This is a genomic window from Exiguobacterium sp. s149 (genome assembly GCF_018618395.1).
In the GTDB taxonomy this organism is placed as follows: Bacteria; Bacillota; Bacilli; order Exiguobacteriales; family Exiguobacteriaceae; genus Exiguobacterium; species Exiguobacterium chiriqhucha.
The window spans coordinates 293,717-308,570 of the sequence record NZ_JACSLZ010000004.1; the positions used below are offsets into that span (position 1 = coordinate 293,717).

Genomic DNA, 14,854 nt, shown 5'->3' on the forward strand with positions numbered 1-14,854 from the left:
ACAACATAAGAAAAGGGGAACTTTACGATGAACCGTTACTTTGATTATGCGGCGACGCACCCGATGACAAAATCCGCCCTCGACCATTACGTCGCCATGGCGCGGAGCGTATACGGTAACCCGTCTTCCCTCCACACGCACGGATACATGGCCGAAGATTACTTGACCGAGGCCAGGCGTCTGGTCAAGCAGGCACTCGGGCTCGACATGCTCCGCGGGAAGCTGCTCTTCACCGGGAGCGGTTCGGAGAGCAACTATATCGCGCTAACGAGTCTCCGTAAGCGCATGAAAGGCAGTGAAGTCATCACGTCGTGGCAAGAGCACGACTCGGTCGCCCTCCTTCTCGACGAATGGGAAGCGGAAGGCGTGACCGTCCATCGGCTGAAACTAAAAGACGGTCGCTTCGACCAAGAGACGTTCACGCGTCTGCTCGACCGTGATATCGGGCTCGTGACGTTCCAGCACGTCAACTCCGATACCGGATGGACGCTGCCGCTCCACAACATCCTCTGCCAATTGAAATATAAGAAAGTGTTGCTCCATATCGACGGCGTCCAGGCGCTCGGCAAGATTCCTGTCTCGGTCGACGGGATTGACGCCTATTCGTTCAGCGCCCATAAGGTCGGCGGTCCAAAAGGCGTCGGCGGCCTCTATATGGAACGGCTGTTGCCACCGCCCTACTATCCGGGACACCACCAGTACGGCATTCGTCCCGGCACGATTGACGTCCCCGGCATCTGTGCATTCGTTAAAGCGTTCACCGACCGGCACGAGGCACGGACACGTCATGAAAGAAATTTCTTGGCGTTTCGTGCTATCTTGAAAGAGAAGACATCGTCTTACGTGGACTGGCTCGAGTTCGACCAGCAGAGTCCCGCCATCTTCTCGTTCGTCTCGAATCAGCGGGACGGACAATGGTGGATGACCGAACTCGACGGGCTCGGCTTCCAAGTCTCGGCAGGCTCGGCCTGTCGGGCCGGCCAGAACGGACCGAACCGGATGCTCGAGTCACTCGGCTATGAGACGAGCGCCTGCCACGGCCTCGTCCGCATTTCCTTCGGCGAAGACACGACCGTCGAGGCCACGACGGCGCTCGCCGAAGCCATCGTCACTTTAGCAAGGAGAGTTGGATCTTATGAACAAACGCTTAGCCGGTGAAGAACGCCGGCGCACATTATTGGAAATGATTGAACAGAGTTCCGAGCCGATCACCGGCTCCGAGCTCGCCCGCCGCGTCGCCGTCAGCCGACAAGTCGTCGTCCAAGACTTGTCGCTCTTGAAGGCGAAGGGCCATCAAATCGTCGCGACCGCCCGTGGATACGTCTATCTACCGGGCGAGTCGTCACCGTCCGCCTACACCCGTAAAATCGTCTGTCGTCACGAGGCCGAGGCCATGGAGGCCGAAATGAACGCCATCGTCGACGAAGGCGTCACGATTCGGGACGTCATCATCGATCATCCGGTCTACGGTTCGTTGACGGGCCAGTTGATGGTGAAGAGTCGTCGCGACGTCCGTGCCTTCCTCGAACGGGTCGAGGCGAATCAGGCCGCCCCGCTGTCGCATTTGACGGGCGGCTTGCATATCCACACGCTCGAGGCCGATAGCGAAGATGCCATCGATGCCGCCGTCTCGGAACTCGAACGGCTCGGCGTCCTCGTCTCCGAGCTCGACTAAGATGTCACAAATACGTGACATCTTTTCTTTTGCTTTCGGTCCATGTCCGTTATACTGATGGATGGAACAAAGACCGTACAAAATTTGGAAAGGAGGGAACGGTCATGTGGCATTTCTTTGAACAACTGTTGCTCGACTGCGGCGTCTTCAGCGTCCCGCTCGGCATCTTCATCCAATTCATCCCGAACGAGCTCGTGCTCGCCTACGGGGGCCACTTGATTGGTTCTCTCGACGTCTCGTTCCTGCTCATCTTCCTCCTCGCGTGGTCGGCGTTCGTCCTCAGTCAAATCGTTCTCTATTGGATTGGCCGCTATGGTGGTCGTCCTGTCGCCCTTCGGCTCTACAAGTCATTTCGCATCAGTGAGGCGAAGCAACAACGCGCCGAAACATGGTTCGAGACGTATGGCGCCTGGATCGTCTGTTTGAGCGTCATTTGGCGCCAGCTATTCGCCGTCAGCGCCGGTGTCATGCGCTTGTCGTTCCGAAAGTTTTTGACGGTGACCGTCGTCGTCTTCGCCGTCTGGTCGTTCGTGTTCGTCAAACTCGGGATGATACTCGGCAGCAATTGGCGTCATATCGGTGAAGTCACGCACGGGTTCTTGCCGTATGTCGGCATCGCCATCGGACTATATGTCCTCATCCGCTATATCCGCGCGAATCCACGTCTATTCAAAAAGTCAGCCTGAGCAGATTCGCTCGAGCTGACTTTTTTTGAATAGAGGGAAAAACGAATAGAGTACCGAATTAAGAACAGTGAGGAAAGCGTTTTTTTCTCGGAATAGAGACAGCCACCTTCAAAGGAGGAATTACCATGTTCCATCGTCGAAAAACGTACACCATCCGTCCTGAACGCTTAGATGAATTCACCGAGTTTTTCCATACATACCTGTATCCAATTCAGGTATCGCACGGCGCCCGTCTCGTCGGTCGTTGGGTGACCGAAGACAAGGATGAGGTCATGGCCCTCTGGGAATACCGTGACCGTGAGCATTACGAACAAGTCGAACGCGATTACCGCTCGAGCGGTCTCCGCCGCGAGGCGATGAAGAAGCGGGCCCGCCTCGGCAAAGATTTATATATCAAGTCGAGCGAAGAGTTCATGATGCCGACCGGTCACTACACACCGCCGCGCACCATCGTCTCCGTAACCGCTTACGTCACGAACGCCGACGGTGAGGTGCTCCTCGTGCAGAACACGCATCGAAACGACACGTATGAGATGCCAGGCGGGCAAGTCGAAGAACATGAGTCGATCGTCGACGCCGTCCATCGCGAAGTGAAAGAAGAGACCGGAATTGAGATTGAGGTTGACGGAATCACCGGCATCTATCAAAACGTGTCCTCACGCGTACTCTGTGTCACGTTCCGCGCCCGTTACGTCTCGGGTGACCTGCAACCGCAAAAAGGCGAGACGCAAGAAGTCGGCTTCTTCAAGGTTGACGCCTCGAACGTCGGCGACTATATCAAGCGCGATCATTTCCAGATGCGCCTACTTGATGCGATCGATCCGACGTATATGCCGCACGCCATCTATAAAGTACGCCCTTACGAGCTACTCGAACGCGTCGAGCGCCATCATACGGTATAAACAAAAGGAGGGACCGCCGGTTGGCGATCCCTCCTTTGTTCGTTTACGCTTGTTCCGCCGCTTCGGATTGACCCGTTTCGACGAGCAACTTGCGAATCCGACGCTTTTCGACGTGGAGAACGGTGAATGTCATGTCTTCATACGTGACACGCGCACCTTTCTCTGGAATGTCTCCTAACAGTTCGACGATCCAACCACCCATCGTGTTGGCATCTACTTCAGGTTCTTTAATTCCCATCTCGTCCGCAAACTCATCGACATCCATGTCGGCCATACACTCGTAGACCCCGTCACGGAGTCGTTTGAGATAGACGATTGACTCATCGTGCTCATCCCAAATGTCTCCGACGAGCTCCTCGAGCATGTCTTCGAGTGTAATGAGGCCGGCCGTCCCGCCGAACTCGTCGAGGACGATCGCCATGTGCGATTGTTTTTGCTGGAGTACAGGAAGCAGTTCAATCAATTTTGTCTGCGGTGATACGTAGGTGAGCGGTCGAATGAGCGAACGGACGTCCGTCACTTCATCACTCATCATCGAACGAAGGAAATCACGTTCTGACAACACCCCGATGACGTTGTCAATCGAGTCTTTATATACCGGCAGACGGGAGTGCCCACCGCTAAAAATCGTGTTCTTGATTTCTTCGAGCGTATCATCGATGTCGACAGCGAGGATATCAATCCGCGGCGTCAACACGTCGTCGACAGTGATATCGTTGAAGGCGAAGGCACTGTGCACGAGTTCCGCTTCGGTCTCGCCGAGCACCCCTTCTTCTTCTCCCATATCAACGAGCACTTTCAATTCTTCCTCCGTTACCGACGGTTCTTTGGTGCTCATTCCGAATAGGCGGAGCACCAATTTTTTCAAACCACCAAAAATCATCGTGATTGGCTTCAAGATTTTGACGAGGAACAGTAAGATGCCGCTGATGAGTAGCGAATATTTCTCGGCGAACTCTTTTGCGAGCGACTTCGGCAGAATCTCTCCGAAAATCAAGATGATGACGGTCGTAGCGAACGTCGAGATAAGGAGCCCAGTCCCACCCGAGTAAATACTCGTGGCGATGGCCGTCGAAACGGTCGCTGCCCCGATGTTGACGATGTTGTTCCCGACGAGAATCGTCGAGAGCGTATCGTCGAAGCGGTCGACGAGGTGAAGGACGCGCTTGGCGCCCTTGTCCCCATCTTCCGACATCCGAATCATCCGGACACGGTTCACACTCGAGAGCGCAGTTTCGGCAGAAGAGAAAAAGGCTGACAACATAACTAAAACTACATAAAGAATTAAACTAGACGAGGGCACAGGGTCCACGTTTACGTCACACTCCATTTCCTAATTAAAAAGATTATTCGACGAACTCGAATTCAAAGTCTAGGATGGCGACGACGCTGCCGTCTTCGGCACCTAACTTGCGAAGGTCGTCATCAACGCCCATTTGACGCATTTGACGCGCAAATCGTTTGATTGATTCGTCGTGATCGAAGTTCGTCATCTTGAAGAGCTTCTCGATACGAGGTCCCGTGATGACGAAGCGGTCGTAGTCATCAATATGAATCTGATATCCCTTCTCTTCCTTCTCGTAACGATAAACGACACGTGGTGTGGCCGTCTTCTCTTCGAGCTCTTCGAGTGGGAACTCAGGTGTCGAGTCTACAAGGTTAGCTACTTCGATGAGCAGGTTGCGAAGTCCTTCTTTGGCGAGTGCCGAAATCGGGAAGACTTTGACGTCGTCTCCAATTTTCTTCTGGAACTCTTCAAGTAATTCCGGCGCATCCGGCATGTCCATCTTGTTGGCGACAACGATTTGCGGACGCTCGAGGAGACGTAAGTTGTACGACTCGAGTTCGCGGTTGATTGTCGTGTAGTCTTCGAACGGGTCGCGCCCTTCCATGCCACTCATATCGATCATGTGGACGATGACTTTCGTCCGCTCGATGTGACGCAAGAATTGGTGACCGAGGCCGACGCCTTGGCTCGCCCCTTCGATGAGTCCAGGAAGGTCGGCCATGACGAAGTCACGGTCGTCTGCCGTCTTGACGACACCGAGGTTCGGTGTGATCGTCGTGAAGTGATACGCGCCGATTTTCGGGCGTGCCGACGAGACGACTGACAAGAGCGTCGATTTCCCGACTGACGGGAATCCGACAAGACCGACGTCGGCGAGCAATTTCAACTCAAGACGCAATTCACGCTCTTGACCTGGCTCCCCGTTCTCGGCGATCTCTGGTGCCGGGTTAGATGGCGTCGCAAAACGACAGTTCCCGCGGCCCCCACGTCCACCTTTGGCGATCGTGGCCCGTTGGCCGTGCTCGGTAAGGTCGGCGATGACCGTATCTGTTTGTGCATCGAACACGATCGTACCTGGTGGGACTTTGACGACGAGCGGCTTCGCTTTTCGTCCGTGCATGCCTTTCGACATCCCTTTTTCACCGTCATGGGCGATGAACTTTTTCGAGAATCGGAAATCAACGAGTGTACGTAATCCTTCTTCTACTTCAAAGACGACGTCACCACCGTGACCTCCGTCTCCTCCTGCTGGTCCACCGTCTGGAACATACTTCTCGCGGCGGAATGCAACCATCCCTTTACCGCCGTCTCCAGCTTTTACAAAAATATTAACCTGATCGACAAACATTTAATTCCCCTCCTTTATAACGAACGTAGAACATTCTACTGTTTGCTCGTACACTTCATCTGACGTGAACACGTCTTCCGGTACGTGACCGAAGACGCGGACCATCAGTCCGTCCGTGAACGTCACATGAATCGGTCCATCCGTTCCTGACAGAAGACGGACAAGCTTGTCCGCCACGCGCGCGTCGTCTAGCGACACGCGGTCGGTCGATACCTTATAGGTCAACCGCCCTTCCCAGTTCGCTTGCATGAGGACGAGACTCGTCGTCGGCATGTCCAAGCGAATGAGCGCACTCTCCTCGTCGGCGTGCTGACGATATCGCTCATACAGCTCCTCAAGTTTTTCAGGCTCGAGCGCCGCGTACAAAGAGATCATCTGAAGCCGATTCATCCATTCGTGACGGACGGTCGATAATAGTTTCAGTGCTGCTTGTGGGTTCATGCAATCCTCTCCTAGTAAAACTAGTAAAAAAGACTCTAACCAAATAAGTGGCTAGAGTCTTCTGCGTGGTTCTACTTACGCAACTGGGTAAACGCTCACTTGTTTCTTGTCGCGACCAAGACGCTCGAAGCGTACTACGCCGTCAACTTTTGCAAACAATGTGTCGTCGCCACCACGGCCGACGTTTTCACCTGGGTGAATTTTCGTACCGCGTTGACGGTAGAGAATCGATCCAGCTGAAACAGTCTGTCCGTCAGCGCGTTTAGCGCCGAGGCGTTTCGAAATCGAGTCACGACCGTTTTTAGTCGATCCTACTCCCTTTTTCGATGCGAAGAACTGAAGGTTCAATTGTAACATGAGGTCCACCTCCTATTGTTCAATTTGGATATAATCACCGTAACTATGGGCGATCGTGTCTAGTTGCACGAGCATCCCTTCTAATAACAGTTGGGTGCGAGTCATGTCCTCCGGTGATACGTCAGGATATGTCTCGACATAAAAGTAGCCACCCTCTGTTTTGTCTGCCATTTCTACAAGAAGCGATTGACCAGCAAGTACCTCGACAGCGTTATATGCCCCAAAGATGATGGCAGAAACGCCGGCACAAACCAAATCAGAACCGGGTTCAGCAAAGTTGGCGTGACCTGTCACTTCAACGGAACGAATCGACTTCGTCTCGTCTCGTCTGACCATTACTCGAATCATAGCTTACGCTTCGATTTTCTCGATGCGAACTTTCGTGTAAGGCTGACGGTGACCTTGCTTACGACGGTAGTTTTTCTTAGCTTTCATTTTGAAGACAGTGATCTTCTTCGCGCGACCGTGTTTAACGACAGTTGCTACGACTTTAGCGCCCTCTACGAGTGGAGCTCCGACTTTAACATCGTCACCACCAACGAAAAGAACTTCACCGAATTCTACAGTACCCTCGACATCAGCATCGAGTTTTTCGATGTAGATCTCTTGACCTGCTTCAACTTTGATTTGCTTACCACCAGTTTTGATGATTGCGTACATATACGTGCACCTCCTTATTAAACTCAGACTCGCCATCCAGGGCAGGGCGAAACCATTTCAACCCGTTCTGTGCGGTTGTAGCCATTTGGGTGCTTCCAAACGAACTAACGTTATAGATAATACCACTCTCGTTCAATCGTTGTCAATGACGAGATACGAAATTCTGACATTCCTCGAGCGTCCCGTAGAACGCCACTTCCGGTTCTCCGTCGACGAGGAAGACCGTGCAGTCAAAACCGTCCCACGACGCGTCATGCCACTTGCTCGGGAGTGTCACGACGACACCCTCAGCTTGAGGCGCGAGCTCCATCAGCGCCCGCTCCAGCTGCGAGAAGACGGCAAGCTTCGACGGGTTACCGTTATAGGTCATCCGGTCTTGCATCGAACGTCCGGTCCGTTCTCGCGACAGCTCGAACAAGCCCATTCGCGTGAAGCCGTACACTTCGACACGGCGCGGATCGCGGGCACCGAGCTCTTTCATCTTCTTCAAGAGCCGGGCTTGTCCATCCTTTGAACCCCTCAGGAAGTCGATGACGACCATACCGCCGATATTGCGTAACCGAAGCTGTTCCATGACGGCGTAGAGCGCGGCCTCGTTAATCGTGTCGGCGGCGCGACCCTTGTCTTTGACGGCGACGTTCTTGCCGCTGTTAACATCGATGACGGTCATCGTCTCGACCTGCTCGATCAACACGTACGAACCACCATCGAGCCAGACGACCCGTTGGCCGAGCTTTTCGATGGCCCCGTCGAGCCGGACCGCTCCTTTCATCCGGCCTTTGCCGACGTAGCGTTCGACGTTGACCTCGAGCCGCGTCAACCGGTCCTGCGCTTCCTTGTCATTCAACATGACCGATTCGACCGCATGGCGTCGCACGAACTGTTCGCACAACAACTCATCTTGTCCCCGGCGTGCCGTGATGACGTCCGCAGCACGCGCCCGGAGCAAATCGAGTTCTTCTTGAAGGTCGGCCGGGCTCGCTTGCCCCGACTCGGTCCGGAACAGCACCCCTTCCGTCTCCTCGAGCTCGAACACTTTTGATAACCGGTCCTGAGTGACGAGGTCAAGCTTACGGCTATACAGCTGGCGCCGTCCATATGGGAAGTAGACGATATAGCGTCCGCCGAAGCGGATATTCTCCGTCACTTTATGATGTTTGCCGTTGATGCCTTCTTTCGTCACTTGGACGAGTCGCTTCTGGCCGACGACAGCCGCCTGACCGATCGCCGGCACGTTCGGATACGCCTCGAGCGCTTTCAACGTCTCGGCAATCGGTAAGAAGAACGTCGTCTCGCCGGTCGTCAAAAAAGCGGCGCCAAGCGACGGGTGAATCCGTTCAATCGCGGCCTCGAGAATCGTTCCGATCGATAATTGGTCGATGAAACGTTCCTCGACTTCGAGCAGACGTTCCCCGTCAACGAGCATGGCCCGTTCGATGGATGGCGTCCGTTCATAGATCAATCGCATATGCGTCTCTCCTTTCGACACAAAAAGGCAACTTTCGTTGCCTTAGGCTTTTTTCATTCCAAATTTCATCATGAGCCGCGTCCAGAAGCCGACCGGTTTTTGTTCGGTCTGAATCGACATGAGCGGCACCGACTCGCCGAGAATGCGGCGCGTGATGTTACGGTACGCTTGTCCGGCGTTGTTGTCCGGGTTCATCGTGACTGGCACCCCACGGTTGGCGGCGGCGATGACTTCTTCATCGTCGACGACGACGCCGAGCAGGTCGATCGACAAGATACGCATGATGTCATCGATGTCGAGCATGTCGCCTGATTCGACGAGGTGGTTCTTGACGCGGTTGACGATCAATTTCGGCGCAGCGACATGTTCCGCTTGCTCGAGCATCCCGATGATTCGGTCCGCGTCCTGAACGGCCGCCTTCTCAGGCGTCGTCACGACGACGGCCTCATCGGCGCCGGCGATGGCGTTCATGAAGCCTTGCTCGATACCGGCCGGGCAATCGATTAACACGAAATCATATTCTGTCTTCAACTGGTCGATGATTTCTTTCACTTGCTCCGGTTGGACCGATGTCTTGTCTTTCGACTGGGCCGCAGGCAAGAGATACATCTCTTCGAACCGCTTGTCACGGACGAGCGCCTGATGCAATTTGCATTGGCCGTTGATGACGTCGACGAGGTTATAGATGCTGCGGTTGTCGAGTCCTAAGATGATGTCGAGGTTACGAAGACCGATATCCGTATCGACGAGACAGACCGAGTGACCAGACAATGCGAGGCCGGTCCCGAGGTTCGCGGTCGTGGTCGTCTTCCCGACGCCACCTTTCCCAGACGTCACGACGATGGACCGACCTTTCTTCACTTCTTTCGCTGTATGTACAGGCTCTACTACTTGCTCCATCAAACTCACCCTCTCTGTAATTCCATTGCATATGCGTCTTTCAGCCCAGTCATGACTTGACGGAGACGCGTCATTTCAATTCCCTGATTCGTCTGATATGCGCATCCCATCTCGATCTCCGGAAGCTCTTCGCCGTCGTCCGACGCAAGCACGTGTTCACCGATCGCTAAAAACTTCGGATGGAGCAGACTGGCGGTGATGACCGCTTCCTCCCATCCTTCGACACCGGCACGCACATTTCCTCGTATCGTCCCTAAACAATAGATACTTCCCGTCGCCCGAACCTCGGACCCCGGGTTGATGTCCCCGATAATGAGCACCGAGCCATCGAAATCGAGCACTTGTCCGCTTCGAATCGTCCCGCTATGGTAGTGGAACGTCTTTTTGCCGTAGGTCGCTTTCGCTTCTTCGGTCAACATGACCTCGCTCGATAGCTCCTCGATATAAAAAACGCCATGACGAGCGACGACTTCACGAATTTGACGTGACAGCTCCTCGTCTACATAACGAGTACCCGCGTGCAATTTGAGTGCAATCTTCCCAGAGGGCGGCTCCATTTCTTGTAACGTGGCCTCAAGCTCTCCGAGCACCTCATCGATGCCACTCCGTGGATTGAAGTGGATTGCAATACCGTTGCGATGTCCTTTTATCGTAATATGTCGTTTACGCTCCATCATGGCTACCCTCTTTTCGCTACAGGTCGCGGCGCCACGTATCGGGTCATCGGCACGTATAACAATGCGATGGCGACAGCGTTGGCGACGAGCGTCCCTGGAATCTGTTCAACTAATAGTGTTTGAATGGTCATGGTCGTCCCACCGACCGCCGTCATGACGCTAAAGATCCCGAAGGAAAACACGAGAATCATGAACGTGAACGTGATGACGACCGAGAAGAAGTTCTCACCTATATATTTTAACACGAAGCTGACTAAGAGAGGAATGAGTGAAAAAGTAAATAAGTAAATTCCGAGCAAGTCGGTATAGACGATGTCATACAACAGTCCAAAGACGAGTCCGAATCCGAACGCCGCCTCGAAGCGACCATACAAACCGACGTACATCAAGCCGATCAATGTCAAATACAAGAACGGCGTCACATAGTGCCATGAGAAGATGGCGGCCCATGTCCCTTCAATAAGAAAGAGGAGGAACAGGGCGATGAACACTTTCATGTTACTCACCCGCTGCTCCTCCTTCCTCGGGACCCGTCAAGAACGGTTCGTCGAGCGTTCGATTGATGACGAACATTTGCGAGAACTCATTGAAGTCCGCTTCTGGTTTGATGCGGGCGACTTGAGATACGCCATATTCATCCGTCTCGATCGACTCGACCGTTCCGATGACAAGACCGGCCGGATAACGGCCACCGAGACCTGACGTCGACACGATCTCGCCTTCTTTCAACTTGACGCTGTTCGAGACCTTCGTGAAGAAGAGCTCGTTCGTCTCGCTGTCGAAGCCGTCAATCGTCCCGTACGTCGCTTTGCCGTCCTCGTCCTTGACGACGGCCGAGACATTGTTCGTCCGGTTGTTGTCCGAGAGGAGTTGCACTTGCGACGTGTAGGCGCTCGTTTGAATGACGCGACCGACCATGCCGCCAGCGGCCGTGACGGCCATGCCTTTCTCGACACCGCGCTCTTCCCCGACGTTGATCGTCACATAGCGCTGCCAGTCGTTCGGCGTGCGCCCGATCACTTCGGCGGGAATCAAATCGAAGTCACGGAGCGATGTATCGGCCGCCTCGACCATTTGCCGCAATTCTTCGTTCTCACGGCGCAGGTCATCGGCTTCGACCGACACTTCCGCGTATTTCGTCAAATGTTGTTTCAATTGACGGTTCTCTTCATAAATATCGCGTACGTTCGAAATCGAGGACACGGTACTGTCCATCCAGCCGATCGGCACCGTGAACACCCGTTGGAACGTTCCGACCACATCACGCGTGACGTCTTGGTACCAAGCGGATTCCGACCGTCCTCGAATCGAAACCCCTAAAATCACTACGAATAAGATGATACCGATCAGCGTGATGATGAGCTTTTTATTCCGTACGAACCGGCTCATCGTGTGTCACCACTCATCGACGCGACGAGATGCCTGATTTTGAACGGAGGACGTCCATCATTTCAAGAGATTTTCCTGTCCCGATGGCGACGCAATCGAGCGGCTCATCCGCGACGAGTGTCGGGATGTGTGTCTCGTCCGAGATCACGTCATCCAAGTTTTTAAGGAGTGCTCCACCGCCTGTGAGGACGATGCCGCGGTCCATGACGTCAGCCGCAAGTTCCGGTGGCGTCTGCTCGAGCGTTTGTTTCACGCCCGCGAGGATCGCTTCGACCGTATCCGAGAGTGCTTCACACACTTCAGCAGCCGAGACTTCGATTTGTTTCGGAAGACCGGTCACGAGATCTCGACCACGGATTTCCATTTTCTCATTTTCGTTCGAAGCGTCGATGCGAGCCGAACCGACTTCCATCTTGAGCGTCTCTGACGTCCGCTCCCCGATCATGAGGTTATATTTGTTTTTGATGTAACGAATAATGGCGTCATCCATTTCGTCACCGCCGACACGAATCGATTGGCTCGTCACGATGCCGCCGAGTGAAATCACTGCGACTTCCGTCGTACCGCCACCGATATCCACGACCATCGAGCCTGTCGGTTCCCAAACTGGGAGACCGGCACCGATTGCTGCCGCGAACGGTTCTTCAATCGTGTACGCTTCACGCGCGCCTGCTTGCTTGGCTGCGTCTTCTACGGCACGTTTTTCAACTGACGTGATGCCGCTTGGCACACAGATCATGACGTTCGTCTTCGATGAAAACAAACCGCTCTTCGACTTCTGAGCTTGCTCCATGAAGTATTTGATCATCGTCGCTGTCGTTTCAAAATCAGCGATAACCCCATCTTTCATTGGACGGCGTGCCGTGACGTTACCCGGCGTACGTCCAATCATATCCTTGGCCTGGTTACCCACGGCCTCAATTCTACCTGTATCTGTACGGAACGCCACTACGGACGGTTCACGAACAACGATGCCTTGACCTTTTACATAAACGAGCGTATTTGCCGTTCCAAGGTCGATTCCGATTTCTCGGTTAAAACTACGAAACATACGTGCTGCTCCTCTCTTGGTTACACTATTTTTTATTATAACGGAAAAATCATGTTTGAAAACGTTCATTCGATTACAGGTTATTTACAATAACGTTCATCTCAGTCCTGTCTCACCGTATATTAGTGTGCCTTCTTTTCGACAAAAACGCAAATCAAAAAGCAAGCACGTGAAAGCGCCTGCCTAGATTTTTACGGGTTCTCGTCAAATCTGCTTTAACGTCTCGAATACGGCGGTTTGAAGCATCGGTCGGTTTGCATCGTACAATTTCACGAAGAAGCTCTTTAGAAACGTTTTCATGTTGTGGACGACGTGCCAATAATGCTCGGGCTCGAGTTGCTGTTTTTGTGCGCTCAGTTGAGCCGGCAGGCCGTCTAATAGAACGACGATTTCGTGCTCGTCCATTCCGCGCTCTAGCAAGGCGAAGATGGGATTCAGCAATCGCTCATCCTCATCGTGCAAATAAACGGTCGGAAACATCACTTTGTCCCACAACGCCTCGAGGATCTCAACGAACTCCGTCTCGTCGAGGTGCGGATGCAAAGCGAGCTCGTCGAAGGCATCGGCCACATGGGCGATCGCATGGGCCCAACCTTTTGTGGGCACGTACCCTCTCGTATCGATTTCACAATCGAGATATGCCAGGAGCTTCGCTTTCAACATCTCGAGATTCGGTTCCGATAAAAACCTTTGCTGGCGGTCTTGATACAAAATCAAGGCGATCAATAACGTCGAGAACGCCCGCGTGAAGACGGTATCGGATGCCGTCTCTCCGATGCCGTGGAACAAATGATATTTGAGCGTCGTATTGAATAAATCAGTCAGTTGTTCGTTCGTCAGTTGCTCGTCTTCGATGATGAATCGATAGAATAACGTGTAAATCAACTGATCTCGAAGCTCCGCATCCGTCGATCCGATATGATGGAGCATCGATTGGATGACCCGCTCCTCATCTAATTCTTGTAACCGAACCGTCCCGTCCTTGATGTCCGTCAACATCAACTTCAAATCCCGTTCCTGATAGACAGTTTCCTCATTCATATCTGATCACATTCCCTCTTCGTAGGTCGTATAGAACCGTATACTCTCCGTGTTCGACACCGGTGGAACGATTCCTGTAATGGACTGACAACAACCAAAATATGTATATGACGTAGGCTGATTATCTTCTATAATTCATGTTAGGTGTGGTTGATAAATTTCAGTTAAGAGGAGAACCTATGATTAAACAATGGTTATTCGCTCTAAGTCGGATTGTGCTTACTTCACTCGCATTTTATCTTGGAAATCTGTCGACGGTTGAGCCGGTTCAGATTTCTGGGAATGTTAACCCTGCGTTGTTGTTTATTCCTATCCTGTTGCTCCTTGCACTGTTCATCATGAATGATTGGATCAAAGTGATGAAGTTTTTCAACTTTAATTCCCGTATATTACTCCCTCTGTTGTTCATCATCGGGACCGCTTTGTTTTTCATCTATGAACAGCAGGTCGATGATTTTCACGAGCGTAAAGAGTACGTCCAACAAGTGGTCATTGAACGAGAATATAAGATCTCCGACCCGCTCTATCTCGATAGGGTAACGGGTATTAAACATACATATATGAGCAATCAGCTCTTCAACGTAAATACGTTTGTGATGTACATGTTGATGACCGCAGCGATTGCGATCATGTATGTCATACGGACTCGGCGTAGGTCGGCCGTTTCGAGTACGTCATCGAATACATGAGAACAAGCCAGAACCACCGACCGTGAGCTACCACATGAACGTTGGACACGAATATCCAACGTTTGTGAGGTGTTGTTGTATCCGAATGTAGAAGAGCGTTCTAAACCTACATGGCAGAAGGCAACTTGACAGGATACGTCGGAGACAAAGCGTTAGGGAGAACGATGTTTTAAACAAAAAAGCAGACGCGGATTGGGCTAACCTAAATTTTTGAGACAATATAAAAACACCTTCGCAGTGGTACACTTAAAAAAAGTGCTAGCATCGGAGGTGTTTTTGCGT

General features: G+C 52.7%; 18 protein-coding genes and 1 other annotated feature. Of the genes, 5 read left to right on the forward strand and 13 right to left on the reverse strand.

From position 1 onward, the window contains the following. The first annotated feature begins 27 nt into the window (after window positions 1-27). The 4 genes from KNP81_RS08120 to KNP81_RS08135 all read left to right on the forward strand — a co-directional run bounded on the left by KNP81_RS08120 (window position 28) and on the right by KNP81_RS08135 (window position 3,263). Window positions 28-1,158: a cysteine desulfurase family protein gene (locus KNP81_RS08120; protein WP_021066890.1), complete on the forward strand. Its 1,131-nt coding sequence runs from the start codon at window positions 28-30 to the stop codon at window positions 1,156-1,158. Then, window positions 1,136-1,675 (forward strand): transcription repressor NadR, encoded by a 540-nt coding sequence (locus KNP81_RS08125; RefSeq protein ID WP_021066889.1) that lies wholly within the window; start codon window positions 1,136-1,138, stop codon window positions 1,673-1,675. Before KNP81_RS08120 ends, KNP81_RS08125 begins: the two co-directional genes overlap by 23 nt. A gap of 104 nt (window positions 1,676-1,779) precedes the next feature. Beyond that, window positions 1,780-2,361 carry a DedA family protein gene (locus tag KNP81_RS08130; protein WP_214719562.1) on the forward strand — a complete coding sequence of 194 codons (582 nt, stop codon included), beginning with the start codon at window positions 1,780-1,782 and terminating at the stop codon, window positions 2,359-2,361. 125 nt (window positions 2,362-2,486) lie between these two features. Next, window positions 2,487-3,263, forward strand: a complete 777-nt coding sequence (locus KNP81_RS08135; protein WP_214719563.1) for an NUDIX domain-containing protein — start codon at window positions 2,487-2,489, stop codon at window positions 3,261-3,263. 43 nt (window positions 3,264-3,306) lie between these two features. On the opposite strand, the gene KNP81_RS08140 is transcribed toward KNP81_RS08135, so the two are convergent. The 13 genes from KNP81_RS08140 to KNP81_RS08200 form a co-directional block, all read right to left on the reverse strand. Beyond that, window positions 3,307-4,593 carry a hemolysin family protein gene (locus tag KNP81_RS08140; protein ID WP_285800942.1) on the reverse strand — a complete coding sequence of 429 codons (1,287 nt, stop codon included), beginning with the start codon at window positions 4,591-4,593 and terminating at the stop codon, window positions 3,307-3,309. Between the two features lie 16 nt (window positions 4,594-4,609). Then, window positions 4,610-5,899 (reverse strand): GTPase ObgE, encoded by a 1,290-nt coding sequence (gene obgE, locus KNP81_RS08145; protein WP_214719565.1) that lies wholly within the window; start codon window positions 5,897-5,899, stop codon window positions 4,610-4,612. After that, the gene (locus tag KNP81_RS08150; RefSeq protein ID WP_214719566.1) at window positions 5,900-6,340 is read right to left on the reverse strand and encodes a Spo0B domain-containing protein; all 441 of its coding nucleotides are present in this window, start codon (window positions 6,338-6,340) and stop codon (window positions 5,900-5,902) included. A gap of 75 nt (window positions 6,341-6,415) precedes the next feature. Then, on the reverse strand, window positions 6,416-6,697 hold the full coding sequence (gene rpmA / locus KNP81_RS08155; RefSeq protein WP_016508537.1) for a 50S ribosomal protein L27: 282 nt from the start codon (window positions 6,695-6,697) through the stop codon (window positions 6,416-6,418). A 12-nt stretch (window positions 6,698-6,709) separates the two neighbouring features. Then, window positions 6,710-7,045, reverse strand: coding sequence for a ribosomal-processing cysteine protease Prp (locus KNP81_RS08160; protein WP_031200131.1), 336 nt, complete (start codon window positions 7,043-7,045; stop codon window positions 6,710-6,712). A 3-nt stretch (window positions 7,046-7,048) separates the two neighbouring features. Then, the gene (gene rplU, locus KNP81_RS08165; protein WP_016508528.1) at window positions 7,049-7,357 is read right to left on the reverse strand and encodes a 50S ribosomal protein L21; all 309 of its coding nucleotides are present in this window, start codon (window positions 7,355-7,357) and stop codon (window positions 7,049-7,051) included. A gap of 15 nt (window positions 7,358-7,372) precedes the next feature. After that, window positions 7,373-7,444 (reverse strand) — a sequence feature (ribosomal protein L21 leader region). Window positions 7,445-7,499: 55 nt separating this feature from the next. Continuing rightward, entirely contained in the window at window positions 7,500-8,825 is a 1,326-nt protein-coding gene (locus KNP81_RS08170) for a ribonuclease E/G (RefSeq protein WP_214719567.1), read from the reverse strand. A gap of 42 nt (window positions 8,826-8,867) precedes the next feature. Then, a complete protein-coding gene (gene minD / locus KNP81_RS08175) occupies window positions 8,868-9,725 on the reverse strand; it encodes a septum site-determining protein MinD (RefSeq protein ID WP_021066881.1) in 858 nt (285 codons plus the stop codon). Between the two features lie 5 nt (window positions 9,726-9,730). After that, on the reverse strand, window positions 9,731-10,399 hold the full coding sequence (locus tag KNP81_RS08180) for a septum site-determining protein MinC (RefSeq protein WP_251026138.1): 669 nt from the start codon (window positions 10,397-10,399) through the stop codon (window positions 9,731-9,733). Between the two features lie 5 nt (window positions 10,400-10,404). After that, on the reverse strand, window positions 10,405-10,899 hold the full coding sequence (gene mreD / locus KNP81_RS08185) for a rod shape-determining protein MreD (protein ID WP_052013683.1): 495 nt from the start codon (window positions 10,897-10,899) through the stop codon (window positions 10,405-10,407). 1 nt (window position 10,900) lies between these two features. After that, entirely contained in the window at window positions 10,901-11,791 is an 891-nt protein-coding gene (gene mreC / locus KNP81_RS08190; protein ID WP_021066878.1) for a rod shape-determining protein MreC, read from the reverse strand. A 13-nt stretch (window positions 11,792-11,804) separates the two neighbouring features. Beyond that, window positions 11,805-12,842: a rod shape-determining protein gene (locus tag KNP81_RS08195; protein ID WP_021066877.1), complete on the reverse strand. Its 1,038-nt coding sequence runs from the start codon at window positions 12,840-12,842 to the stop codon at window positions 11,805-11,807. A 204-nt stretch (window positions 12,843-13,046) separates the two neighbouring features. Then, on the reverse strand, window positions 13,047-13,883 hold the full coding sequence (locus KNP81_RS08200) for a DUF2785 domain-containing protein (RefSeq protein ID WP_214719569.1): 837 nt from the start codon (window positions 13,881-13,883) through the stop codon (window positions 13,047-13,049). 179 nt (window positions 13,884-14,062) lie between these two features. On the opposite strand from KNP81_RS08200, the gene KNP81_RS08205 reads away from it, so the two are divergent. Beyond that, the gene (locus tag KNP81_RS08205; RefSeq protein ID WP_214719570.1) at window positions 14,063-14,572 is read left to right on the forward strand and encodes a hypothetical protein; all 510 of its coding nucleotides are present in this window, start codon (window positions 14,063-14,065) and stop codon (window positions 14,570-14,572) included. The last annotated feature ends 282 nt before the right edge of the window (window positions 14,573-14,854 follow it).

What these genes read in the sequence shown, in the direction of transcription:
- KNP81_RS08120 (WP_021066890.1), top strand. Translation starts at nt 28, where the DNA reads ATGAACCGTTACTTTGATTATGCGGCGACGCACCCGATGACAAAATCC.
- KNP81_RS08125 (WP_021066889.1), top strand. Translation starts at nt 1,136, where the DNA reads ATGAACAAACGCTTAGCCGGTGAAGAACGCCGGCGCACATTATTGGAA.
- KNP81_RS08130 (WP_214719562.1), top strand. Translation starts at nt 1,780, where the DNA reads ATGTGGCATTTCTTTGAACAACTGTTGCTCGACTGCGGCGTCTTCAGC.
- KNP81_RS08135 (WP_214719563.1), top strand. Translation starts at nt 2,487, where the DNA reads ATGTTCCATCGTCGAAAAACGTACACCATCCGTCCTGAACGCTTAGAT.
- KNP81_RS08140 (WP_285800942.1), bottom strand. Translation starts at nt 4,593, where the DNA reads ATGGAGTGTGACGTAAACGTGGACCCTGTGCCCTCGTCTAGTTTAATT.
- obgE (WP_214719565.1), bottom strand. Translation starts at nt 5,899, where the DNA reads ATGTTTGTCGATCAGGTTAATATTTTTGTAAAAGCTGGAGACGGCGGT.
- KNP81_RS08150 (WP_214719566.1), bottom strand. Translation starts at nt 6,340, where the DNA reads ATGAACCCACAAGCAGCACTGAAACTATTATCGACCGTCCGTCACGAA.
- rpmA (WP_016508537.1), bottom strand. Translation starts at nt 6,697, where the DNA reads ATGTTACAATTGAACCTTCAGTTCTTCGCATCGAAAAAGGGAGTAGGA.
- KNP81_RS08160 (WP_031200131.1), bottom strand. Translation starts at nt 7,045, where the DNA reads ATGATTCGAGTAATGGTCAGACGAGACGAGACGAAGTCGATTCGTTCC.
- rplU (WP_016508528.1), bottom strand. Translation starts at nt 7,357, where the DNA reads ATGTACGCAATCATCAAAACTGGTGGTAAGCAAATCAAAGTTGAAGCA.
- KNP81_RS08170 (WP_214719567.1), bottom strand. Translation starts at nt 8,825, where the DNA reads ATGCGATTGATCTATGAACGGACGCCATCCATCGAACGGGCCATGCTC.
- minD (WP_021066881.1), bottom strand. Translation starts at nt 9,725, where the DNA reads ATGGAGCAAGTAGTAGAGCCTGTACATACAGCGAAAGAAGTGAAGAAA.
- KNP81_RS08180 (WP_251026138.1), bottom strand. Translation starts at nt 10,399, where the DNA reads ATGGAGCGTAAACGACATATTACGATAAAAGGACATCGCAACGGTATT.
- mreD (WP_052013683.1), bottom strand. Translation starts at nt 10,899, where the DNA reads ATGAAAGTGTTCATCGCCCTGTTCCTCCTCTTTCTTATTGAAGGGACA.
- mreC (WP_021066878.1), bottom strand. Translation starts at nt 11,791, where the DNA reads ATGAGCCGGTTCGTACGGAATAAAAAGCTCATCATCACGCTGATCGGT.
- KNP81_RS08195 (WP_021066877.1), bottom strand. Translation starts at nt 12,842, where the DNA reads ATGTTTCGTAGTTTTAACCGAGAAATCGGAATCGACCTTGGAACGGCA.
- KNP81_RS08200 (WP_214719569.1), bottom strand. Translation starts at nt 13,883, where the DNA reads ATGAATGAGGAAACTGTCTATCAGGAACGGGATTTGAAGTTGATGTTG.
- KNP81_RS08205 (WP_214719570.1), top strand. Translation starts at nt 14,063, where the DNA reads ATGATTAAACAATGGTTATTCGCTCTAAGTCGGATTGTGCTTACTTCA.